Below are 23226 nucleotides of genomic sequence, written 5' to 3' on the forward strand. Positions count from 1 at the left end.
CGGCACAAATCCTGTAGGAGCGAGGCTTGCCCGCGAATGGGGGCGCCGAAAATCAGCGGTTACAACGACTCAAGGCACCCCGCCAAATCATTCCCCAACTTTTCCAGCACCTGCTCATATCCCTGAGCGGTCGCTGGCGTGTACCCGCCCAGAGCATCCAGTTCCGCCAGTTTCACCGGGAGCCCGGCCACCAGGGTTTCTGCCAGGCGCGGGCGCAGTGGTGGCTCGCTGAACACGCAGGTCTTGCCGACTTCCTGCAACCGCGTGCGCATCGCCGCGACGTGCTGGGCACCGGGTTGCACTTCGGCTGCGACACTGAACACGCCGGTGTGCTTGAGGCCGTAGGCGTCTTCGAAGTAGTCGAAGGCTTCGTGGAACACGAAGTAAGGCTTGCCAGCGATGCCTGCCAGGCGAGCCTTCAGGCGCAGGTCCAGGGCATCCAGACGCTCATCGAATGCCTTGAGGTTACTTTGGTAGCGCGCCGCGTTGGCCGGATCGACAGCACTCAGATCGGCGGCCATTTTGGCGGCGATCACGCGGGCGTTGATCGGTGACAACCACAAGTGCGCGTCCAGGCTGCCGGGCCGGTGATCGTGATCATGCTCGTCGGCTTCTTCGGCATGGGAGTGGCTATCTTCGGCGAAACGTCGAAGTTTCAGGTCAGGTAAATCTTGTACCGCGACACTGGGCAGCGTACGACCTTTCAGAACGCGAGGCAGGAAACCTTCCATGTCCGGGCCGATCCAGTACACCAGGTCCACCGATTGCACTTTCCGTACGTCGGATGGGCGCAAGGCATAGTTATGGGGCGAGGTGCCGGGCGGCAGCAAGACTTCCGGAACCGCTACACCGTCCTGTACCGCAGCGGCGATCAGCTGCAGGGGCTTGATGCTGGTGAGGACTTTGACTTCGGCCTGGGCCGGGCTGATCAGCAGAAAACTGACGAAAAATGCGACAAAGATAGAAAAAAGTCGGGACACGATGACCACTCGAGGAGGCGAGAACGGGTAACATAATAACGTCTCTCACAATACTCGTCGCCGCTCATGCCTAAAACACCGATTGCCAGCCGTCCCCACGACCACTCTCATTGCGTTCATAGCGCATTGTCTGAGGCCGATGCCCTGTGCGCACGTCAGGGGCTGCGTCTGACCGCTTTGCGTCGGCGGGTGCTGGAACTGGTATGGCAAAGCCATAAACCGCTGGGTGCTTACGACATTCTGGCGGTGCTCAGCGAGCAGGACGGCCGCCGCGCCGCGCCTCCGACCGTGTACCGCGCGCTGGATTTCCTGCTGGAAAACGGCTTGGTACACCGTATTTCCTCGTTGAACGCTTTCGTCGGCTGCAATTACCCGGAACACGCCCACCAGGGCCAGTTCCTGATTTGCCGCGAATGCCACGCCGCTATCGAACTCGAACAGAAATCCATCAGCAACGCGATCATCGATAGCGCCAAAGATGTCGGATTTGTCGTCGAGGCCCAGACCGTTGAAGTCATCGGTCTCTGCTCGGGTTGCCAGGGGGCTTGATGAGCAACGCGCTGATTCGCCTCGAGCAGGTGGCCGTCACCTTTGCCGGGCAAAACGTGCTGGACAACATCGAGCTTAGCGTCGAGCCGGGGCAGATCGTCACCCTGATCGGCCCCAACGGTGCCGGCAAAACCACGCTGGTGCGCGCGGTGCTCGGTCTGTTGAAACCGGACAGCGGCAGCGTCTGGCGCAAGCCGAAGTTGCGCGTCGGTTACATGCCGCAAAAACTTCATGTCGATCCGACCCTGCCGCTTTCGGTATTGCGCTTCTTGCGTCTGGTCCCGGGCGTAGACCGCGTTCGGGCCTTGGCGGCCCTCAAGGAAGTCGGTGCCGAGCAGGTGATCGACAGCCCGGTGCAAAGTATTTCCGGTGGTGAAATGCAGCGGGTGCTGCTGGCGCGGGCGTTGTTGCGCGAGCCGGAGTTGCTGGTACTCGACGAGCCGGTGCAAGGCGTCGATGTGGCCGGTCAAGCCGAGCTCTACAGCCTGATTACCCGCCTGCGTGACCGTCATGGTTGCGGCGTATTAATGGTCTCTCACGATCTGCATCTGGTGATGAGTACCACCGACCAGGTGGTGTGCCTGAATCGCCACGTCTGCTGTTCCGGACATCCCGAGCAGGTCAGCGGCGATCCGGCGTTTGTCGAGTTGTTCGGAAAGAACGCACAAAGCCTGGCGATTTATCACCACCATCATGACCACGCCCACGACCTGCACGGTTCGGTGGTCAGTGCGGCGCCTTCGGCCCATACCCACGTCCATGGAGATAGCTGCAAGCATGGCTGATTTTCTGCTCTTCGCCCTGCTTGCAGGTCTGGCCCTGGCGCTGGTCGCGGGCCCGTTGGGTTCGTTTGTGGTCTGGCGGCGCATGGCCTATTTCGGCGACACCCTGTCCCACGCGGCACTGTTGGGTGTGGCATTGGGTTTTCTGCTGGATATCAGCCCGACCGTGGCCGTCACCGTAGGCTGCCTGCTGCTGGCGGTGTTGCTGGTGACGTTGCAACAGCGCCAGCCACTGGCCTCCGACACGCTGTTGGGGATTCTCGCACCGAGCACGCTCTCGCTTGGCCTGGTGGTACTAAGCTTCATGCATGAAGTGCGGATCGACCTGATGGCCTATCTGTTCGGTGACCTGTTGGCGATCAGCCCGACCGATCTGGCCTGGATCCTCGGCGGTAGCGCGGCGGTGCTGGCCTTGCTGGTCACGCTTTGGCGACCTTTGCTGGCGATCACGGTGCACGAAGAACTGGCCAAGGTGGAAGGTTTGCCAGTGGCCGCCTTGCGCCTGATCCTGATGTTGCTGATCGCGGTAGTGATCGCGGTGGCGATGAAAATTGTCGGTGTTTTGCTGATTACTTCGTTACTGATTATTCCAGCGGCTGCGGCACAACGTCACGCCCGCTCACCGGAGCAGATGGCACTGGGCGCGAGCCTGCTGGGCATGCTCGCCGTGTGTGGCGGGCTGGCGTTGTCCTGGTTCAAGGACACCCCGGCCGGCCCGTCAATTGTGGTAGCGGCCGCCGCGCTGTTTCTGCTGAGTTTTGTCCTGCCCCGTCGAGGGGTGTAGACTTGCTCGTTTTTTGCGCAAATAGAGAGTCGCAGGAATGAAGCCGTTCGCCTCCCGTTATCTGCTCCTTGCCGCATTTTCGCTGTTACTGGGTGCTTGTCAAAGCACCCAGCCGGTGGCCACCGAGGCCCCTGATGCGCGGGCTGCAGCCATTGCACAATTGGAACAAAGCCTGGCCAGTAGTGAGCTGGCCACCGCCGAGGACCAATTGGCTGCCTTGCAGGCCGAGTCGCCCAACGATCAATCCCTCGAGCAATATCAGCGGCAATTGGCCGAAGCTTATTTGCTGCGTAGCCAGATCGTTTTGCAAAAAGGGGATGTGAATGCTGCAGCCACTGCCCTCAGCCGTGCCCGGGTATTGATGCCCAAGGCCCCGGCGCTGACCGGTGGCGTTAATAACGCCATCGTTCATGCGCGCAAGGCTGAGCTGGATAAAGCCGAAGCGGCTCTGAAGGCCGCCGAAGCCAAGCCGCCAGCGAAAGTGATCGATCCGACGGCTGAAAGCACCACGGTTGCGTTGAACCTCACCGATATGAGCAAGCTTCGGCGTCAACTGGATGCCATCGCCGCCGATGTGGTGAATTATCAGTGCGACGTGAGCATTCAGGCGCCACGCACCCAGGATTATCCGTGGCTGGCCACGTTACTGGCCAAACGGGTGAAGAAACTGGATTCAGAGTTTGATCTGAAGCTGGAGAAACAGATTCTGCGCAACGTGCCGGCGCAGATGGTTTTGAGTCCGCGCAAGCCTTAAAAAGCTTCGCGGGCAAGCCTCGCTCCTACAGGTTTGGGTGTCGTTCACGTAATCAACGAACGACGCTGAACCTGTAGGAGCGAGGCTTGCCCGCGAAGGCGACCTTCCTGACGATAAATATCTTAAGCCGGAACCGCCTTGGCCTTAGGCTCCCTCTCCCACACTCGATGCTGACCGATCGCGGCAAAAAACGCGTTGAACAGCTTGGCATCGTTACCCACGATCAACCCCTCATCCACTTCCAGTTTCAATACATCCAACAGCTGCCTGGCCTCGCTATGCAGCGCAATCGCTTTCAAGTGCTTATAGGCTTCCAGCAGGTAATGCAGCGCCACGCCGTCAGTGCTCAGCGCCTTGATCGACGCCGCGCCACCCGGCACGAACACGGCGTCGAACGCCACGGACGGTAAACCCTCCATCGACGCATCCACCGCCAGCATCTTGCCCTCTGTGGTTGTCACGGGGGCTGAGGTCGGGCCGAGCAGTTTGGCGTGCGCGCCTTCGGCCATCAGTGCTCTCTGCATGGCATCAATCGTGGCGCCATCCACCCCGTTGGCCGCCAAAATGGCCACTTTTCGGGTTTTGATGTCCCCCGACAGCAGGTTGGCCTGGCTCAGGGCGAGGGAGTGGTCCAGTGACGTTTTACGCACCTCGACCGTTCCGGATGTCGGCACCGGCAAGCCCAGGTTCTGCGCCACGCGTTTGGCCAGTTCCAGATCGATATTGGCCAGAATCTCATTGACCTGACGTGCACGAATAAACTCGCGCTCGACCTTGCCCAGCTCGAAGCTGTAGGCCGCGATGATGTGTTCCTGCTCGTGCTTGCTCATGCTGTGGAAGAACAGCCGCGCCTGAGAGAAGTGGTCGCTGAACGACTCGCTGCGTTGGCGAATCTTCGCGGCGTCGATGCGCTCCGGATAAGTCTCGAAACCACCGTCCTGTGCTGTTGGTGGGGTTTCTTTCGGCCAGCCGCTGTCAATGGAGTTCGGCTCGTAGGAGGCGCGTCCCTTATCGAGGGTGGTGCGGTGCTGCGCATCCCGTTGACCGTTGTGGAACGGTGCCACCGGGCGGTTGATCGGAATCTCGTGAAAGTTCGGCCCACCCAGTCGGCTGATCTGCGTATCGGTGTAGGAAAACAGTCGACCTTGCAGCAAAGGGTCATTGGAGAAGTCGATCCCCGGCACGATATGTCCAGGGCAGAAGGCAACCTGCTCGGTTTCAGCGAAGAAGTTGTCCGGGTTGCGGTTGAGTACCATTTTGCCCAGCGGGGTGACCGGTACGATTTCCTCGGGAATCATCTTGGTCGGATCGAGGAGATCGAAATCGAAGGCATGTTCGTTTTCTTCTTCGATGATCTGTACGCCCAATTCCCATTCCGGGTAGTCCCCCGTCTCGATGGACTCCCAGAGATCACGACGGTGGAAGTCGGAGTCTTTACCGGCGAGTTTCTGCGCCTCATCCCACACCAGCGAACACGTGCCGGCGGCGGGGCTCCAGTGGAATTTGACGAAGCGCGATTTACCTTCGGCATTGATCATGCGAAACGTGTGCACGCCAAAGCCCTGCATGGTGCGCAGGCTTTTGGGAATCGCTCGGTCGGACATGGTCCACATCACCATGTGCGCGGATTCCGGCACCAAAGAGACGAAATCCCAGAAGGTATCGTGGGCCGAACCGCCGGTAGGAATCTCGTTGTGGGGCTCGGGTTTGACCGCGTGCACGAAGTCAGGAAACTTGATCGCATCCTGAATGAAGAACACCGGCATATTGTTGCCCACCAGGTCGAAGTTGCCTTCGTCGGTAAAAAACTTCACCGCGAAACCTCGTACGTCCCGCACGGTATCGCCTGATCCGCGCGGGCCTTGCACCGTGGAGAAGCGCACAAAAACAGGAGTCTTTTGACTGGGGTCTTGCAGGAATCCGGCCTTGGTCAGCACGGCATGGTTTTCGTAGGCCTGGAAGTAACCGTGGGCGCCAGTGCCTCGAGCATGGACGATGCGCTCGGGAATGCGTTCATGGTCAAAATGCGTGATTTTTTCACGCATGATGAAGTCTTCCAGCAACGACGGCCCGCGGGCGCCGGCCTTCAACGTGTTCTGATTGTCCGCGACTTTCACGCCCTGGTTAGTGCGCAGGGCCTGTTCGGTGGCATCGGAGCGAAATTTCTCCAGGCTGTCGAGCTTGGCGTTGGTGTTACCACGATCCAGGGTATCGGTCCCCGCCAGTTGGCTCTTGGATGCGGCAGGCTTTTTAGTACTCATCAGACGTACTCCTCGTTGCGATTCCCGTCGTAGCCAGGACTCATGAGCAATCACCCAGGCACGGCCCCGGGCATTTGCGAGTTGCCTAATGAGTGACTGACGGAGTTTTGCGCCGTTCCTTTTTTTTGACCTTTGATCGCGTTATTGCCAAATGACAGGTTGAATACGAAATAAATGCTAAGAACCTCTATACGGACAGGCTAAAATGCGCGCCCGGCTAACCGCTGATCCTTTTCTAACGCGCCCCACAAGGTTCGCTACGTGATCGAGTTTCAAAACGTCCACAAAACTTACCGCGTCGCCGGTAAGGATATTCCCGCCCTGCATCCGACCAGTCTGACGATTGAGAACGGTCAGGTCTTTGGCCTGATCGGCCATTCCGGTGCGGGAAAAAGTACTCTGCTGCGTCTGATCAATCGCCTGGAAAACGCCAGTGGCGGCAAGATCATCGTCGATGGCGAAGAAGTCACGGCGCTGGATACCAATAGCCTGCGGCGTTTCCGTCAGCAGGTCGGGATGATTTTCCAGCACTTCAACCTGCTGGCGTCCAAGACCGTGGCCGACAATGTCGCGCTGCCGCTGACCCTCGCCGGTGAATTGTCGCGCAGCGAGATCGACCGGCGTGTGGCGGAGTTGCTGGCGCGGGTCGGCTTGTCTGACCATGCGAAAAAGTACCCGGCGCAACTGTCCGGCGGTCAGAAGCAGCGCGTCGGCATCGCCCGCGCCCTGGCGACCAAGCCGAAAATCCTGCTGTGCGATGAAGCGACCAGCGCCCTGGACCCGCAAACCACGGCGTCGGTCCTGCAATTGCTGGCCGAGATTAACCGAGAGCTGAAGCTGACCATCGTCCTGATTACCCACGAGATGGACGTGATCCGTCGGGTCTGCGATCAGGTGGCGGTGATGGATGCCGGCAAAATCGTCGAGCAAGGTTCGGTGGCCGAGGTGTTCCTGCATCCCAAGCACCCGACCACCAAGCGCTTCGTGCAGGAAGACGAGCAAATCGACGAAAGCGAACAGCGCGACGACTTCGCTCATGTACCGGGGCGCATCGTGCGTCTGACCTTCCAGGGCGAAGCGACCTACGCGCCGTTGCTGGGGACCGTCGCTCGGGAAACGGGGGTGGACTACAGCATTCTGGCCGGTCGTATCGATCGCATCAAAGACGTCCCTTACGGGCAATTGACCCTGGCCGTCACCGGTGGCGACATGGAAGCGGCGTTTGCTCACTTCACCGCAGCTGACGTCCACATGGAGGTGCTGCGCTGATGGAAGTCCTGATGAGTTTCTTTTCCAATATCGACTGGTACGAAATCTGGCTGGCCACCGGCGATACCCTGCTGATGCTCGGCGGTTCGCTGTTGTTCACCGTGCTGCTGGGCCTGCCGCTGGGTGTGTTGTTGTTCCTGTGCAGCCCGCGTCAGTTGCTGGAAGCCAAAGGCGTCTACGCAATGCTGTCGCTGGTGGTGAACATTCTGCGTTCGCTGCCATTCATCATTTTGCTGATCGTGATGATTCCGTTCACCGTGTTGATCACTGGCACCTCCCTGGGTGTCGCCGGTGCAATTCCCCCGTTGGTAGTGGGCGCGACGCCGTTCTTCGCACGACTGGTGGAAACCGCCCTGCGTGAAGTGGATCGCGGCATCATCGAGGCGACTCAGGCCATGGGCGCGACGACACGTCAGATCATCATCAACGCCTTGCTGCCGGAAGCCCGCCCGGGCATCTTCGCGGCGATTACGGTGACAGCGATTACACTGGTGTCCTACACGGCGATGGCCGGTGTGGTCGGCGCCGGCGGCTTGGGTGACCTGGCGATCCGTTTTGGTTACCAGCGTTTCCAGACCGACGTGATGGTGGTCACCGTGGTGTTGCTGCTGGTGCTGGTTCAAGTGTTGCAAACCGTTGGCGACAAGCTGGTCGTACACTTCTCACGCAAATAAACAGTTCACGTAACCAAGACATGAGCCGGCCATTCGCTGGCAGGCGCCAAACGGGCGCCTCACAAGGAGTTAGCTGAATGAAAAAACTACTCGTCGCGTTCGCTGCCGTTGCAGCGTTTTCCGCACACGCTGCCGACACCCTGACGGTTGCGGCCACCCCGGTGCCGCACGCGGAAATCCTCGAGTTCGTTAAACCGGCCCTGGCCAAAGAAGGCGTGGATCTGAAGGTCAAGGTCTTCACCGACTACATCCAGCCGAACGTGCAGGTAGCGGAGAAGCGTCTGGACGCCAACTTCTTCCAGCACCAGCCGTACCTGGATGAGTTCAACAAGGCCAAGGGCACTAACCTTGTCAGCGTTGCCGGTGTGCACCTTGAGCCGCTGGGCGCTTACTCCAGCAAGTACAAAGCGCTGACCGAGCTGCCGGGCGGCGCCAACGTGGTGATCCCGAATGACGCCACCAACGGCGGTCGTGCGCTGTTGCTGCTGGCGAAGGCTGGCCTGATCAAGTTGAAGGATTCGAACAACATCCTGTCGACCGTGAAGGACATCACCGAGAACCCCAAGGACCTGAAATTCCGTGAACTGGAAGCCGCGACCATCCCGCGCGTGCTGACTCAGGTCGACCTGGCGCTGATCAACACCAACTACGCGCTGGAAGCCAAGCTTGATCCGTCCAAGGACGCGCTGGTCATTGAAGGCAACGACTCGCCGTACGTGAACATCCTCGTGGCCCGTCCGGACGACAAGGACAGCGCGGCGATGCAGAAACTGGTTGCTGCCCTGCACAGCCCGGAAGTGAAAGCCTTCATCCTCGAGAAGTACAAAGGCGCGGTATTGCCGGCGTTCTGATCTGACGCAAAAAAAAACGGGGACGCATTGATTGCGTCCCCGTTTTTTTATGCCTGAAATACCTACCCTGTAGGAGCCAGGCTTGCCGGCGAAGGCGCCCGCAAGATCGCCTTCGCCGGCAAGCCTGGCTCCTACAGTTCTGTGTCGGTTATTCGCGCTTGAGCATCACCGGCAACTGCGCCACCAGTTTCTGGTTGTTCAACGGTGCGCGAATAAACCCACGCTGCGCCCCGTCCGGCCCGATCACCGCCAGATTACCGCTGTGATCGACGGTGTAATTTGGCTTGCTGGTGTCCGCCGGAATGAACGGAATACTCACCGCATTCGCCAGTTTCTGAATGTCTTCCACCGATGACGCGGTCAGCCCGATGAACTGCGGATCGAAGTAGCCCAGGTACTGCTTGAGTTGCTTGGGCGTGTCGCGATTCGGGTCGACGCTGACCAGCACGATCTGCAACTTGTCCACCGCGTCTGCCGGCAGTTCGCTCTTGATCTGCCGCAGCTGGGCGAGGGTGGTCGGGCAAATATCCGGGCAGAAGGTGTAGCCGAAGAACAGCAGACTCCACTTGCCTTTCAGCTCGTTGATCACTACCGGCTTGCCGTCCTGATCGGTCATCGTCACGTCCGGCAGGTTACGGCTTTGGGGCAACAGAATGATCCCCGCATCGATCAGCGCCGTCGGGTCGCCCTGGTTTTTTCCGCTCAGTACTTTATTGATGGTCAGGCCCAGAATCAGCGCGATCAGGGCGACGAGAATGAAGACGGTTTTCTGAGTTCGAGTCATAGGTTCAACAGTAAGTAGTGGTCTACGAGCAGCGCGATAAACAGCAGGAACAAGTAGTAAATAGAGTACTTGAACGTGTTGATCGCCGCGTGCGGCCGAGTGCCACGGTACAGCACCACGGCCCATTGCAGAAACCTCGCGCCCAGAGCGAGGGCGCAAATAAGGTAGAGCACGCCGCTCATGTGGATCACATAAGGCATCAGGCTGACGGCCAGCAGCGCAAAGGTATAAAGCAGGATGTGGACTTTGGTGTAGTGCTCGCCATGGGTCACCGGCAGCATCGGAATGTCAGCCTTGGCGTATTCCTCCTTGCGATGAATTGCCAGCGCCCAGAAGTGCGGCGGGGTCCAGGCGAAGATGATCAGCACCAGCAGCAACGGTTCGGCGCTGACATGACCGGTGGCGGCGGTCCAGCCGAGCAGCGGTGGGGCCGCACCGGCGAGGCCGCCGATGACGATGTTCTGCGGCGTCGCGCGTTTCAGAAAACCGGTGTAGACCACGGCATAACCGAGCAAGGAGGCGAGGGTCAGCCACGCTGTCAGCGGATTGGTGAAGATCAGCAGCAAGACCTGGCCGAGCATCGCCAGTACCAGGGCGAAGGTCAGTGCAGCGGTCGGTGACACCCGACCTTCGGCCAGAGGTCGTTTGTGAGTTCGGGCCATGACCGCGTCGATGCGCCGGTCCACCACATGGTTGACCGCCGCCGCACCGCCAGCGCACAAGGCGATCCCCAGATTGCCGAACACCAGCACCGTCCACGGCACCCCGGCGCGGGTCGCGAGGAACATGCCGACCAGCGAGGTGATGAGCATCAGCACCACCACTTTCGGCTTGGTCAGCTCCAGGTAATCGCGCCAGATTGCCTGACTGTGACGTTCGCCGATCAGGGTCGCCATGGCATTTCTCCTTTTATTGTTATGGGGCCGGCCGAGTGTTTACGCAGGCTGAGACGCCAGCGCACCGGGGGCTGATGCTTGACCCGAACCAGGCTGGTTCGCGCGTGATAATTGACCAGCACCATCGTCAGCAACAGCGCTGCACCGCCGGCGGTGTGGGCGACCGCCACTGGCAGCGGCAAGTGAAACACCACGTTGCTGATGCCCAGGGTGATTTGTGCGGCCAGGGCGATCAGCACCATGGCGGCCAGGCGCGTCATGCCGACGACTTTCAGTTGCCAGGCCAGACCGAGCAGCACGAGGGTGACCAGCAACGCGCCGATGCGGTGAGTCAGGTGAATCGCGGTGCGGGCATCGCTGTCCAGCTGCCCGCCCAGGTAGTTGGGGCCGATGTGCTGGGTCAGGTGAAAACCGTTGGCGAAATCAGCCGGTGGCAGCCATTGCCCGTGGCAGGTCGGAAAGTCGATGCAGGCCACCGCCGCGTAATTGGAGCTGACCCAGCCACCCAGGGCAATTTGCAGGATCACCAGCAGCAACCCGGCGGTTGCCCAGTGCTGCAAACGCCGTGGCACGGTCAGCGCCGGCAACACGCCGGACAGGCGCAAGGTCAGCAGAAACAACAGACTCAACGTCGCAAAGCCGCCGAGCAAATGCCCGGTGACCACCTGCGGCCAAAGCTTGAGTGTCACCGTCCACATGCCGAACGCCGCTTGGGCGAACACCACCGCCAGCAAAAACAACGGTAATTTCACGGGCTGCCCCGGGTGATGACGGTGGGTCCAGGCACGGCCCGCCAGCACCGCGATCAACAGCCCCAGGGTGCCGGCGAAGTAGCGGTGGACCATCTCGTTCCAGCCCTTGTGGGCTTGCACCGGAGTGTCGGGAAAATGCAACTCGGCATGGGCCAGCTGGGCTTCGCTTTTCGGCACGCTGATAAAACCGTAGCAGCCGGGCCAGTCCGGACAGCCGAGGCCAGCGTGGGTCAAGCGCGTGTAGGCGCCGAGCAACACCACAATCAGTGCCAGCAAGGTGGCAAACAGCGCGAGGCGAAATCCTGGTTTGGCCATGACGATGCCCTTATCCGATGTTCGACAGTTTCAGCAGGTGGCGCAGGTCGTTGAGCAGGTCCTTGCCCTTCACGGTCGGGTCATAGCGCAGCACCAGATTGCCGTGCGGGTCGATGATCCACAGGTGCGGCGTGTCGTTGCTCTGGGCGCCTTTGATATAGCTCGGCAAGTCCAGTGAATAACGTTGCAGCTGCGGGTACTCACGCTGAAGTTTAGTCTCGTAATCGCTGTTCAGCGGCTGCGCGATGGCCAGCGCATGGCTGGCGCGGGAAGCATCGCGACCGAGGCCGATCTGGATCTGCCGCGCCAGATACACCAGCTGCTGGCAGTCCACCGAACAGTCCTTGGGCGCTGTCACCAGTATTTGCCAGCGGTCTTCCTGCGCCTGTACGCCTATGTCGTCGCGGGTCTGGCCGTTGCCGATCAGTTCGCCGTGATAACTGCGGCCCTCCGGCACCCAGAACTGCAATTTGTACATGCCCGTGGCGAGGATCATCGGACCGATCACCCCCAATAGGATCAGCAACAACTGCAAGCGCCCGCGCCGCCGATTGACCGGCGCTTTCGCCTCAGACATGCCGGGTGGATTCATGGCCGCTCCCATTATTTTTCTCCTTTGCGTTGTGCCAGCCGAGATAGAAGTAAAGGCCGAGCAGGGCAATCGACAGGGCGAACCACTGCACGGCATAAGCCAAATGTTTTTCCGGCCCCATGGCCACCACCGGCCAATCGGCCCGGTAAGTCGCGGGACCGCTTTGTGCGCGTAATTCGTAGGCGAAACCGTCACGCTCAAGCGCCGTCCACAGCCTGGCCGGCTCAACGGCGGTGATCAGTTGTGGCCAGGTCGTGGCGTTTGGGTCGGCATGCAATTGGAACGTTGCGCCGGGGGATACGTAGACCCAGGCGTCGAGGCTCAATGTCTGGGTGGGCGTCGTAAATTGCGGCGGTGCGCGCCGATCCGGCCACGGCAGCCAGCCACGATTGACCAGCAGCCACAGCCCGGTTGCCTGATCCTGAAACGGTTGCAGCAACTCGACCCCGACCTTGCCGTCGCGCTGACGGTTATCCAACAGCAGGCTGTGCTCGGCGTCGAACTGGCCGTGCAGGCGAACCCGGCGAAAGGCCGGATCTTCGGTGTGTTGCAGTTCGGTGCTGGCCATCGGTTCGGCCGCCCGGCGCTCGGCGTAGTTTTGCAGCAGCGCGCTTTTCTCCGCGCCCCGGCTCAACTGCCAGAACCCGAGCGACACCAGCAAGGGCAGCAGCACCGCCACCACGAGGGTCGGCACGAGGCCCGGCCGGAAGCGTTTCATGGCGTCGCCAGAAAGTCGGTAGTCGCGATAGCTATACTCAAGTGCATCGCCTGTCCCCCGGAGTGTCACCATGCTCAAAGCAGCCATCGTCCTGATGCTGATTGCCACGGTTGTCAGCCTGTTCAGCGGCCTGTTTTTTCTGGTCAAGGACGACAGCCACTCCAATCGCCTGGTCATCGCCTTGAGTATTCGTGTTGCGCTGGCCGCCACCACTGTTGGCTTGATCGCCTGGGGCTTTTTCAGCGGCCAGTTGGTGTCTCACGTGCCTTGGTAGTCATGAGCGCCAAGGCTCAAAGCACGTAGACGAAAACGAACAGACCGATCCACACCACGTCCACGAAGTGCCAGTACCAGCTCGCCGCCTCGAAGCCGAATTGATGGTCGGCATCGAAGTGCCCGCGCATGATCCGCATCAGCATCACGAACAGAATGATGGTGCCGATGGTCACGTGGGCGCCGTGGAAACCGGTGAGCATGAAGAAGGTCGCGCCGTAGATGCCGGAACCCAGGGTCAGGCCCAGCTCGTGGTAGGCGTGCATGTATTCTTCGGCCTGAAAGCTAAGGAACCCGCAACCGAGCAACACGGTCAGCGCCAGCCAGATTTTCAGCGCGCCGCGATGGCCTTTTTTCAAGGCGTGGTGAGCGATGGTCACGGTGACACTGGAACTCACCAGCAGCACGGTATTGAGCAGCGGCAGGCCCCAGGGGCTGATGACTTCCTTGGGTGGAGGGAAGAGTTTCGAGTCCGGGTTGTTCAGCAGCGGCCAGCTGAACTCGAAGGTTGGCCACAGCATGTGGGCGATGCCTTTGGTGCCTTCACCTCCCAGTGCCGGGCCCGCGATGTTGCGCACATAAAACAGCGCACCGAAAAAGGCGATGAAGAACATCACCTCCGAGAAAATGAACCAGCTCATGCCCCAGCGGAACGAGCGATCGAGTTGTGCGCTGTACAACCCCGCGCGACTTTCCTTGATCACCGTTCCGAACCAGCCGAACAGCATGTAGGCCAGCAGCAGTCCGCCGACGAAAAAGATCAGCGGGCCGTGGGATTCCGGCCGCGCTGCCTTCAGGTCATTGAACCAGGTGCCCAGGCCGAACACCGTGACCAGCATGCCGACCGTGGCGATGATCGGCCATTTGCTCTGGGCTGGAACGTAATAATGTTCATGAGTTGCCATTTATTGTTCTCCTTATCGGGCACGCTTTAACGCCTAGCCGCCGGTGCTGGCTGCAACGGCCACGGGCGGATGACGTGCGGTGATATCGAACAGCGTGTAAGACAGCGTCAGGTGCTTCACATCCTTGGGCATGTCGCGGTCAACGATGAACCGTACTGGCATTTCGATTCGCTGACCGGGCTGCAGCACTTGCTGGGTAAAGCAGAAACATTCGGTCTTGTGGAAGTACGCCGCGGCGGCGCTGGGCGCGATGCTCGGCACCGCCTGAGCGCTCATCGGGCGATCGGTGGGGTTGTGGGCGATAAAAATCATCTCGTTCACCGCCCCCGGGTGCGCGACCAGTTCATCACCCTTGGGATAGAAATCCCAGGCCATGTCGGCGGCATTGGTCGACAGAAACTGCACGCGAACCTGCCGCGAGACGTCGACCGTTTGCTCGCCTTCATACTGCCCGGCGGTTTTGCCGTTGATGCCGAACGCCTTGCACATCACATCGTAGATCGGCACCAGGGCAAAGCCGAAGACAAACATCGCCACCACCACCAGCAACAGGCGGGTGACCAGTTTCTTCATCGAAATGGAATCAGCCACGATGCAAGCCCTCCACATCGAACCCTGTGGGAGCGAGCCTGCTCGCGAAGCAGGCGCCGCGATTTGGCAGACGGACCGCGTCATCGTTCTTCGCGAGCAAGCCCGCTCCCACAGAGGCTAGAGCGTTCATTTCACTTCCGGCGGTGTGGTGAAGGTGTGATACGGCGCGGGCGATGGAACGCTCCACTCAAGTCCTTCGGCGCCATCCCACGGCTTGGCCGGTGCCGGCTCGCCGCCGCGAATGGTCTTGATCACGATGAACAGGAAGAAGATCTGCGTGGCCCCGAACATGAACGCGCCGATCGACGACACCATGTTGAAGTCGGCGAATTGCAGGTTGTAGTCCGGAATCCGCCGTGGCATGCCCGCCAGACCCACGAAGTGCATCGGGAAGAACGCCATGTTCATGCCGATGAACGAGAGCCAGAAGTGCAATTTGCCGAGGGTTTCGTCGTACATGTGGCCGGTCCATTTCGGCAGCCAGAAGTAGGCCGAGGCGAAGATCCCGAAGATCGCCCCCGGCACCAGCACGTAGTGGAAGTGCGCGACCACGAAGTAGGTGTCCTGGTACTGGAAGTCCGCCGGGGCGATGGCCAGCATCAACCCGGAGAACCCGCCAATGGAGAACAGGATGACGAACGCCACGGCGAACAGCATCGGTGTCTCGAAGGTCAGCGAGCCTTGCCACATGGTGCTGGCCCAGTTGAACACCTTGACCCCGGTGGGCACCGCGATCAGCAGCGTGGCGTACATGAAGAACAACTCGCCCACCAGCGGAATGCCAACCACGAACATGTGGTGAGCCCAGACGATGAATGACAGGAAGGCAATACTGGCCGTGGCATAGACCATCGAGGTGTAGCCAAACAGCGGCTTGCGCGAAAAGGCCGGGATGATCGAGCTGACGGCACCGAAGGCCGGCAGGATCATGATGTACACCTCAGGGTGACCGAAGAACCAGAACACATGCTGGAACAGCACCGGATCACCACCACCGGCGGCACTGAAGAAGCTGGTGCCGAAGTGGATGTCCATCAGCATCATGGTCACGCAACCGGCCAGCACCGGCATCACCGCGATCAACAGGAACGCGGTGATCAGCCAGGTCCAGACGAACAGCGGCATTTTCATCAGCGTCATGCCGGGGGCGCGCAGGTTGAGGATGGTCGCGATCACGTTGATCGCCCCCATGATCGAACTGATGCCCATCAAGTGGATGGCGAAGATGAAGAACGTCACGCTTTCCGGCGCGTAGGTCGTCGACAGCGGTGCATAAAAGGTCCAGCCGAAGTTCGGCCCGCCGCCGGGGGTGAACAGGGTCGATACCAGCAGTAGAAACGCTGCCGGCAACAGCCAGAAACTGAAGTTGTTCATTCGCGGCAGAGCCATGTCCGGCGCGCCGATCATCAATGGGATCATCCAGTTGGCGAGGCCGACGAAGGCCGGCATCACCGCACCGAAGACCATCACCAGACCGTGCATGGTGGTCATCTGGTTGAAGAACGCCGGCTCGACGATTTGCAGCCCTGGCTGGAACAGCTCGGCACGAATCACCATCGCGAACGAGCCACCCAGCAGGAACATGGAAAACGCAAACCACAGGTACAGCGTGCCGATATCCTTGTGGTTGGTGGTCAGCACCCAGCGCATCAGGCCTTTGGCGGGGCCGTGGGCGTGGGCGGTGCCGGTATGAACATGGTCATCGACTACAACTGTCATGTCCTGTCTCCTGCAAACGGATGGGCTGGGCGGGCCGGGGCGTCATGCCCCGAGCGGTTCCTTACGTACGCAATAGACCGGGTCATTTGCTTTGCGCCTGTTTCAGCTCCAGCACTTCTTTAGGGGTGACCATGTCGCCTTTGTTGTTGCCCCAGGCGTTACGTTCGTAGGTCACGACCGCTGCGATATCGACTTCCGAGAGCTGCTTGCCGAACGCCGCCATGGCGGTGCCGGGTTTGCCGAAGTAAACGCGGTGCAGGTGGTCGGCTTTGGGCCCGGTAGCAATCGGCGAGCCTTTGAGCGCCGGGAACATTGGCGGCAGGCCCTGGCCTTCGGCCTGGTGACAGGCCACGCAGGTGGTGTGATAGATCTTGTCGCCGCGCTCTTTGAGCTCGTCCAGGGTCCATTCCTTGCTGGTCAGCTCTTTAAGTTGCGCGGCTTCTGCCTTGCGTTCGGCCAGCCAGGTTTCGTAGTCGGCCTTTTCCTTGACCTCGACCACAATCGGCATGAAGCCGTGGTCCTTGCCGCACAATTCGGCGCACTGACCACGGTAGATGCCGGGCTTGTCGATACGGGTCCAGGATTCATTGACGAAGCCCGGAATCGCATCGCGCTTGACCGCGAAGGCCGGCACCCACCAGGAGTGGATGACGTCGGCGGAGGTCACCAGAAAGCGCACCTTGGCGCCGATCGGCAATACCAGCGGCTTGTCGACCTCCAACAGGTAATGCTCGCCCTTGGCTTCCTTGTTGTGGATCTGATCGGCGGGTGTGGTCAGGTTGCTGAAGAATTCGACGTCCTGACCCAGGTATTTGTAGTGCCATTTCCACTGATAACCGGTGACCTGGATATCGATATCCGGCTCCGTGTTGTCGTACATCTTGATCAGGGTCGCGGTAGCGGGAACCGCCATGGCCACCAGAATCAGCAGGGGCACGATGGTCCAGAGGATTTCGACGGTGGTGCTTTCATGAAATTTTGCGGCCACCTGCCCGGTAGAGCGGCGGTGAAGGATCATCGACCAGAACATGGCGCCGAAGACGATGATGCCGATCACTACACAGATCCAGAAAATGGTCATGTGCAGATCGAATACTGCGTGACTGATCTCAGTCGCTCCAGGCGCCATATTCACAGTCCAGGCCGCTTGCGCCTGACTGAAAATCGACCACAACAGGAGGCCCATCCAGACATGTGGATGTCGCATCATTGCGGGTTCCCCTTATAGTTCTTTTTATCCCGCCGGCTTTCACCTGCGGCAAGGGAGCGGCATTTTCAGACTACGAACTTGAATCGCCGAGCCTTGCTGCATATGCAGTCGGGCGTCATCAGCTAACTCCATTCAGAACCGAGTATAGACAGCGACTGCCACCTCGCAACGCGATGGGGTAAATCAGCTGAAACAGGTTGAACTTGCGTTCCAGGTCACGAATGGAGAAGGATGCAGACGAGTGGTGGCAAATCGATATAACTTTGATGTCTCAAGGATGAAATAATTATGACAAATGCGTCTTAGCATTTTTCACAAGCCAGCTAAGTTATGTCTTCCCTATTTCATTGCCTTTGTTTCCTGGAGCTTTCATGAACACCGCCGCATTGCGCGAGCAGATCCAAAAAGCCAAACAACATGAGGCCGAGACCAGCCAGCTGACCCGTCAGCTGGAAACCCAACTGCCGCACCTTCACTCCGCCATCCAATTGCCGGATGTCGACGCGAACGGCGTGATGACGCGTTTTGTGGCCGCGTATATAGAACAAGTACCGGACCTGCTGGATGCAGCCAATGAAGTCGCCAAGGAAGCGGGCATTGAATCGCAGATCAGACCGGTGCTGACAATCGCCGAGCAGTTCTTCCTCCAGCCGCCGGTCATCATGGCGGGTCACATCGGCCTGGACAGCCTGCTGGATGAAGCTTATCTGGCGCATCGCCTGGTTGAAGAGGTCAATGACCTTTACATCAAGCATTTTGGCCAGCCATTGATCCCGTTGGACATGACGGTTGCCAATCTGATCGCCCACCAACTGATCGGCGAAGCATTTGCCAATCAACTGGATGAGGCGGTGCATCACGCCGTGGACGAGATGCTGAACGATGAAAGTTTCGCGCTGGAATCGGTAGAGGCCTACCGCGACAAACTCAGCAGCCCGGACACCGGCGCTGCGTGGAAGCGCTGGCCGTGCCTGTCGCGCCAATTGGGCGTGGGCCTTGAGCTGGATCAGCCAGCGGCGTAAGTCTATGCAATACCTGTAGGAGCGAGGCTTGCCCGCGAAGGCGGCATGACATTCAACATTGATGTCGACTGACACGCCGCCTTCGCGGGCAAGCCTCGCTCCTACAGGTGGTTTAACCGGCTGAACCTACTCCGGTCGTAGTACGCAACCGTCCTTCAAGCCTGCGCTTCAACCCCCGCGCTTCAATCAACAGCTTCGAACCCTTGGCCGCATTGGCCCGGCCCCACTCCTCCAGCAACTCCAGACACGAGTGATCGATGTAGCTCAGGTTATTGAGCGGCACATGCACTGTCGCGCCTGCCGGAATGCTCCCCAGTACTTGGGTCAACGCCGGCACTTTGAGAAAGGTCGCGGCTCCCACCAGTCGTAGCTCCATCTCGCCGTCCGCCGGCAGATCGATCAGGCTGATTTTCAGGCGCGAAGCCTTCCAGGCCAGTTTGGCCAGTGTCAGGCCAAAGCCGATCAGCACACCGGTCAGCAGATCGGTGAAGATGATTGCCAGTGCGGTCGCCGCATACGTAAACATCGGCATTCGGCCATAACGGCCCAGGCCGCGAAAGGCCTTGAGGTCTACCAGTTTGAAACCGGTGTAAACCAGGACCCCCGCCAGACTCGCCACCGGAATGCTTTGCAGCACGCTCGAAAGCAGTAGCACGAAAGCCAGCAACCACAGGCCATGAAACACCGTCGACAATCGGGTAGTGGCGCCGGCCTGAACGTTGGCCGAGCTGCGCACGATCACCCCGGTCATCGGCAGCGCGCCGAGCAGACCGCACAGCATGTTGCCCACACCTTGCGCCGACAGTTCACGATCGAAGTCCGAGCGCTGGCCGTTGTGCATACGGTCCACCGCGGCGGCGGACAGCAAGGTTTCGGCGCTGGCGATAAAGGCCACGGCGAAGGCGGCGATCAGCAGGGTCGGGTCGGCGAGGTTGAGCAAGTCTGCCGGGCGCAGCCAATCGATGGCTTCTGCCAGGTTGGCCGGGACTTCCACGCGTTTGACCTGCAATGCGAGCATCAGACTGGCGACCGTTGCCAGACCGACCCCAAGCAATGCACCGGGAACGAAACGCAGGGAATGCGGGCGGAATTTTTCCCACAGCCACATCACGGCAATGGTCGACAAGCCGAGCAAACCCGCTTGCCAGCCAAAGGAAGGCAAAGCCTGAATCACTGCTGCGGGGAAGGCCGCCAGATTATCCAGCCCCGACGGCTTGGGCACGGCGTCGAGCATCACATGCACCTGCGACAGCACGATCAACACCCCAATCCCGGCAAGCATGCCGTACACCACAGCCGGCGCCGTGACCCGAAACCAGCAACCCAGTTTCAGGCGCCCGGCCACCAATTGCAGAAAACCCGCCAGCAGCAGAATCGGCCCAAGCATGGCAATACCATGCTGGCGCACCAGTTCGAACACCAATACCGCCAGACCCGCCGCCGGGCCGCTGACTTGCAGCGGCGAGCCGGCAAGCCAACCGACCACCAGGCCACCGATGATACCGGTGATCAGTCCTTTGGACGGTGGCAGTCCCGAGGCGATGGCGATGCCCATGCACAAGGGCAGGGCGACCAGAAACACAACCACCGAAGCCAGTAGCTCCCGTGGCAGAACAGCTTTTAGTTGAGCAGCACGCATGGTGACTCTCCCGAAGTTTTCTTCAGGCATGGCAAAGCAGGCTGCCAGATCAGCAGCCTCGGCTAAACCACACGGAGGATTTAGAAGCGCGCTTTAGGCGTCGCCACCGGAATCGGATGACTGCCATCGAGCGGCAGGAACCCCCCCTGATCCGCGTCGTAAGCTTTGATTTCGCTGGTTTCGATGTTGTAGACCCAACCATGGATAAACAGCTGACCATTGGCCATGCGCGAGGCCACCGACGGGTGCGTGCGCAAATGCTGCAACTGAGCGATCACATTCTCCTCGGTGAGGATGTGCATGCTCTCGTTTTCGTCAGTGCAATGGCAGTTGTCCTGAACCATGGTTTTCGCCACTTCGGCGTGACGCAGCCAGGCTTTGACCGTTGGCATTTTTTCCAGGCTCTGCGGATTGAGTACCGCGCGCATGGCGCCGCAGTCGGAGTGCCCGCAGATAATGATGTGCTGCACGCCGAGGGCCAGCACCGCGTATTCGATGGCCGTGGAAACACCGCCGTTCATTTGCCCATAAGGCGGCACGACGTTGCCGACGTTACGGGTCACGAACAGGTCGCCGGGGGCGCTTTGGGTGATCAGTTCGGGAACGATGCGCGAATCAGCGCATGCGATGAACATCGCCCGGGGCCGCTGGGCCGTGGCGAGTTTTTTGAAGAGTTCTTCCTGCTGCGGAAAGATCTCGTGATGAAAGTGCAAAAAACCGTCAACGATATGCTGCAGCGCTGCATCGGCGGTTTCCGCCTCGGGTTGGGCTGAAGCCGACGCAGCCAACGGCTGTTTATCCTTGTCACTCATGATTCATCCTCTTTGGCGGAGTCAGGGAATTTTCCCGTTTTGTCCGATGTGAAGCCAGTGGCTGTTTAAAAAACATCCAGGTCAAAAAGCCAGACCCATCAGTCACTCGATGAACAAGGTAGCCGTCGAAACTTAATTCAAACTGAATAAAACGCTCTAGAACGAGTGTTCCAGGTCACAAGAAGCGTGACCAGCCTAAACGCGGTGCATCTTTTTCTCTACTCAACCATAGGGCCAATTGTCCTTAAATCAACGACATCTGGCGACCCGGCGGACAGAAGGCTGCGCAATCCAGATTGAAACCTTCCCGATGATTGAGTCCCAACCGTTTGATGGTTTTGGCAAATCGTTGCGCCAGCAGGTCGGCAAATGGCCCCTCACCGCGCATTCGGGCCCCGAACCGGCTGTCGTAGAGCTCGCCACCACGGCTTTGACGGATCAGGCTCAACACGTGAGCTGCACGCTGAGGATAATGCGCGGCCAGCCACTCTTCGAACAGCGGCGCCACTTCCAGCGGCAGGCGCAACATCATGTAGGCCGCGCTTTGCGCACCAGCCGCATGGGCTTCGGTGAGCAGGCTTTCGAGTTCGCTGTCGTTGATCATTGGAATCATCGGCGAGCACAAAACCCCCACGGGAATCCCGGCTTCGCGCATCACCCGGATCGCCCGCAGTCGTGCCTTGGGCGCCGCGGCGCGAGGTTCGAGGATGCGTTTGAGTTCGTCATCCAGCGTGGTCAGGCTGATCATCACCGCCACCAGCCTTTGCTCGGCGAGCTCGGCCAGCAGGTCCAGGTCGCGAAGAATCAGCGAGCCCTTGGTGATGATGGTCACCGGGTGGCGGTAACGCAGCAGCACTTCCAGGGTTTTACGGGTGATTCTGTGTTCGCGCTCGATCGGCTGGTAAGGGTCGGTGTTGGAACCCAGGTTGATCGGCGCGCATTGATAGCCGCGCTTGGACAGTTGTTCTTCCAGTACGTCGGCGGCGTTGGTCTTGGCGATCAGTTTGGTTTCGAAATCCAGTCCCGGCGACAGGTCCCAATAGGCGTGACTGGGCCGCGCATAACAGTAGATGCACCCATGCTCGCAGCCGCGATAGGGATTGATCGAACGATCGAAGGGCAAATCCGGCGAGTTATTGCGGGTAATGATGGTTTTCGCCGTCTCGATGCGCACCTCCGTGCCCTGGGTAATCGGCACTTCCTGATACCAGCCATCGTCCTCGGCCACCGAGCGATTGGGCGCGAAGCGGTTGTGCGGATTGGTGGCGGTGCCGCGACCGCGGGGTGGCAGAGGCGTATTCATCGATAAAAGCCCTATAGCTGTATGTGCATACAGTATCCGAACATCAAACGACAGACCAGTGCCGTTCGGCAGCTTCCTGCTCGATATAAATTAAACAAACTAAAAAATGAACTAATGATCAAAAAAGTCCCCCGACAGTCATCGCGAGAAACATATACCACGTGGCGCACTTACAAAAACTGCCGGTACTATCCGCTCCACACGAAGTTGTCGTGGATCAATAATTAGAAGGATCTAATCATGTCGTTTTTTAATCAGCGCGGTATTTTTTTACAATTGCTGGCGCCAAGCATTACCAACCCTAATGAAGCTCAGGTATCGATGCAACTTGCCCGTAAAGAGTTGGAGTGGGACCCGGTAAATGAGGTGCAGACCGCAGCACTGGTCGACTCCGTCCATGTGACAGCGGTTTCCAGCGATGCTGGCCGGTCCTTCACTATCAAGACTGTCAACAGCGATGTGGACGGGGACGGCGATATCGATAATGACGACAAGGCAAAACTGCTGGCTCTGGCCAAGGCTTATTGCAGCATTGTAAATCCCTGAAGTTGATTGTTGTTGCCAGGCCTGCATGAGTGTATCTGCAGGCCTGGTCTTATCGCCCGTTGCTGATGTCGAAACTAATGCATCACTGAACGTTAGAGTTTCCGCTTTTATATCATGTCAATCAGCGAGGTCGGACATGTCGACTGCAACACCCGGGATGTCCCTCTGCGTCGGACATCCGCCATTTGATTCACGATTCTTTGACAGTGGCCTCACAGGCTTTTGACTGTCCCGGGTTCAGGCTG

Annotated in this window: 24 protein-coding genes; 10 read left to right on the forward strand and 14 right to left on the reverse strand. The window is 59.4% G+C overall.

Features of this window, described 5'->3' with window-relative positions:
- Positions 1-59 precede the first annotated feature (59 nt).
- A complete protein-coding gene (locus KGB14_RS25150; protein WP_223489598.1) occupies positions 60-980 on the reverse strand; it encodes a zinc ABC transporter substrate-binding protein in 921 nt (306 codons plus the stop codon).
- 66 nt (positions 981-1046) lie between these two features.
- On the opposite strand from KGB14_RS25150, the gene zur reads away from it, so the two are divergent.
- The 4 genes from zur to KGB14_RS25170 are packed head-to-tail and all read left to right on the forward strand — an operon-like array spanning position 1047 to position 3849.
- On the forward strand, positions 1047-1529 hold the full coding sequence (gene zur / locus KGB14_RS25155) for a zinc uptake transcriptional repressor Zur (RefSeq protein WP_223489600.1): 483 nt from the start codon (positions 1047-1049) through the stop codon (positions 1527-1529).
- On the forward strand, positions 1529-2314 hold the full coding sequence (znuC, locus tag KGB14_RS25160; RefSeq protein WP_223489602.1) for a zinc ABC transporter ATP-binding protein ZnuC: 786 nt from the start codon (positions 1529-1531) through the stop codon (positions 2312-2314). The genes zur and znuC overlap by 1 nt, the downstream gene beginning before the upstream one ends.
- Positions 2307-3095 carry a zinc ABC transporter permease subunit ZnuB gene (gene znuB, locus KGB14_RS25165; protein WP_223489604.1) on the forward strand — a complete coding sequence of 263 codons (789 nt, stop codon included), beginning with the start codon at positions 2307-2309 and terminating at the stop codon, positions 3093-3095. The genes znuC and znuB overlap by 8 nt, the downstream gene beginning before the upstream one ends.
- Positions 3096-3132: 37 nt before the next feature.
- Complete coding sequence (locus tag KGB14_RS25170) at positions 3133-3849, forward strand: PA5502 family lipoprotein (protein WP_223489606.1); 717 nt, start codon at positions 3133-3135, stop codon at positions 3847-3849.
- A gap of 122 nt (positions 3850-3971) precedes the next feature.
- Here the strand turns inward: KGB14_RS25170 and katE are convergent, their stop codons facing one another.
- Positions 3972-6110, reverse strand: coding sequence for a catalase HPII (gene katE / locus KGB14_RS25175; protein ID WP_223489608.1), 2139 nt, complete (start codon positions 6108-6110; stop codon positions 3972-3974).
- 261 nt (positions 6111-6371) lie between these two features.
- On the opposite strand from katE, the gene KGB14_RS25180 reads away from it, so the two are divergent.
- The 3 genes from KGB14_RS25180 to KGB14_RS25190 all read left to right on the forward strand — a co-directional run bounded on the left by KGB14_RS25180 (position 6372) and on the right by KGB14_RS25190 (position 8904).
- Entirely contained in the window at positions 6372-7379 is a 1008-nt protein-coding gene (locus tag KGB14_RS25180; RefSeq protein ID WP_223489610.1) for a methionine ABC transporter ATP-binding protein, read from the forward strand.
- Complete coding sequence (locus tag KGB14_RS25185; RefSeq protein WP_223489613.1) at positions 7379-8053, forward strand: methionine ABC transporter permease; 675 nt, start codon at positions 7379-7381, stop codon at positions 8051-8053. The genes KGB14_RS25180 and KGB14_RS25185 overlap by 1 nt, the downstream gene beginning before the upstream one ends.
- A 77-nt stretch (positions 8054-8130) precedes the next feature.
- The gene (locus KGB14_RS25190; RefSeq protein ID WP_223489615.1) at positions 8131-8904 is read left to right on the forward strand and encodes a MetQ/NlpA family ABC transporter substrate-binding protein; all 774 of its coding nucleotides are present in this window, start codon (positions 8131-8133) and stop codon (positions 8902-8904) included.
- 148 nt (positions 8905-9052) lie between these two features.
- Here KGB14_RS25190 and KGB14_RS25195 read toward each other — a convergent pair whose 3' ends face one another.
- From KGB14_RS25195 to KGB14_RS25215, 5 genes are read right to left on the reverse strand one after another with little or no spacing between them, the layout of a single operon-like run.
- A complete protein-coding gene (locus KGB14_RS25195; RefSeq protein WP_223489617.1) occupies positions 9053-9688 on the reverse strand; it encodes an SCO family protein in 636 nt (211 codons plus the stop codon).
- Complete coding sequence (gene cyoE / locus KGB14_RS25200; protein WP_223489626.1) at positions 9685-10584, reverse strand: heme o synthase; 900 nt, start codon at positions 10582-10584, stop codon at positions 9685-9687. Before cyoE ends, KGB14_RS25195 begins: the two co-directional genes overlap by 4 nt.
- Positions 10572-11651: a COX15/CtaA family protein gene (locus tag KGB14_RS25205; protein WP_223489628.1), complete on the reverse strand. Its 1080-nt coding sequence runs from the start codon at positions 11649-11651 to the stop codon at positions 10572-10574. Before KGB14_RS25205 ends, cyoE begins: the two co-directional genes overlap by 13 nt.
- Before the next feature lie 10 nt (positions 11652-11661).
- The gene (locus KGB14_RS25210) at positions 11662-12255 is read right to left on the reverse strand and encodes a hypothetical protein (protein ID WP_223489630.1); all 594 of its coding nucleotides are present in this window, start codon (positions 12253-12255) and stop codon (positions 11662-11664) included.
- Positions 12221-12961, reverse strand: a complete 741-nt coding sequence (locus tag KGB14_RS25215; RefSeq protein WP_223489632.1) for an SURF1 family protein — start codon at positions 12959-12961, stop codon at positions 12221-12223. The genes KGB14_RS25210 and KGB14_RS25215 overlap by 35 nt, the downstream gene beginning before the upstream one ends.
- A gap of 70 nt (positions 12962-13031) precedes the next feature.
- Here KGB14_RS25215 and KGB14_RS25220 point away from each other — a divergent pair, with 70 nt between their 5' ends.
- The gene (locus KGB14_RS25220; RefSeq protein WP_008076224.1) at positions 13032-13235 is read left to right on the forward strand and encodes a twin transmembrane helix small protein; all 204 of its coding nucleotides are present in this window, start codon (positions 13032-13034) and stop codon (positions 13233-13235) included.
- A 16-nt stretch (positions 13236-13251) separates the two neighbouring features.
- Here the strand turns inward: KGB14_RS25220 and KGB14_RS25225 are convergent, their stop codons facing one another.
- The 4 genes from KGB14_RS25225 to coxB form a co-directional block, all read right to left on the reverse strand.
- Complete coding sequence (locus tag KGB14_RS25225) at positions 13252-14139, reverse strand: cytochrome c oxidase subunit 3 (protein WP_223489634.1); 888 nt, start codon at positions 14137-14139, stop codon at positions 13252-13254.
- 33 nt (positions 14140-14172) lie between these two features.
- The gene (locus tag KGB14_RS25230; protein WP_223489636.1) at positions 14173-14730 is read right to left on the reverse strand and encodes a cytochrome c oxidase assembly protein; all 558 of its coding nucleotides are present in this window, start codon (positions 14728-14730) and stop codon (positions 14173-14175) included.
- A 126-nt stretch (positions 14731-14856) separates the two neighbouring features.
- Positions 14857-16449, reverse strand: coding sequence for a cytochrome c oxidase subunit I (gene ctaD, locus KGB14_RS25235; protein ID WP_223489638.1), 1593 nt, complete (start codon positions 16447-16449; stop codon positions 14857-14859).
- 82 nt (positions 16450-16531) lie between these two features.
- Positions 16532-17659 carry a cytochrome c oxidase subunit II gene (coxB, locus tag KGB14_RS25240; protein WP_223489640.1) on the reverse strand — a complete coding sequence of 376 codons (1128 nt, stop codon included), beginning with the start codon at positions 17657-17659 and terminating at the stop codon, positions 16532-16534.
- Positions 17660-18030: 371 nt separating this feature from the next.
- Between coxB and KGB14_RS25245 the strand changes: the two genes are divergently transcribed.
- On the forward strand, positions 18031-18681 hold the full coding sequence (locus KGB14_RS25245) for a hypothetical protein (protein ID WP_223489642.1): 651 nt from the start codon (positions 18031-18033) through the stop codon (positions 18679-18681).
- 112 nt (positions 18682-18793) lie between these two features.
- Here the strand turns inward: KGB14_RS25245 and KGB14_RS25250 are convergent, their stop codons facing one another.
- From KGB14_RS25250 to KGB14_RS25260, 3 genes are all read right to left on the reverse strand, one after another.
- A complete protein-coding gene (locus tag KGB14_RS25250) occupies positions 18794-20320 on the reverse strand; it encodes a SulP family inorganic anion transporter (RefSeq protein ID WP_223489644.1) in 1527 nt (508 codons plus the stop codon).
- 80 nt (positions 20321-20400) lie between these two features.
- Complete coding sequence (locus tag KGB14_RS25255) at positions 20401-21132, reverse strand: carbonic anhydrase (protein ID WP_223489646.1); 732 nt, start codon at positions 21130-21132, stop codon at positions 20401-20403.
- Between the two features lie 244 nt (positions 21133-21376).
- A complete protein-coding gene (locus KGB14_RS25260; protein ID WP_223489648.1) occupies positions 21377-22435 on the reverse strand; it encodes a PA0069 family radical SAM protein in 1059 nt (352 codons plus the stop codon).
- A gap of 240 nt (positions 22436-22675) precedes the next feature.
- Here KGB14_RS25260 and KGB14_RS25265 point away from each other — a divergent pair, with 240 nt between their 5' ends.
- Positions 22676-22981 (forward strand): hypothetical protein, encoded by a 306-nt coding sequence (locus KGB14_RS25265; protein ID WP_223489650.1) that lies wholly within the window; start codon positions 22676-22678, stop codon positions 22979-22981.
- Positions 22982-23226: the final 245 nt, after the last annotated feature.

The sequence above is a fragment of the Pseudomonas sp. A-RE-19 genome, from assembly GCF_019956555.1.
Classification (GTDB): Bacteria; Pseudomonadota; Gammaproteobacteria; order Pseudomonadales; family Pseudomonadaceae; genus Aquipseudomonas.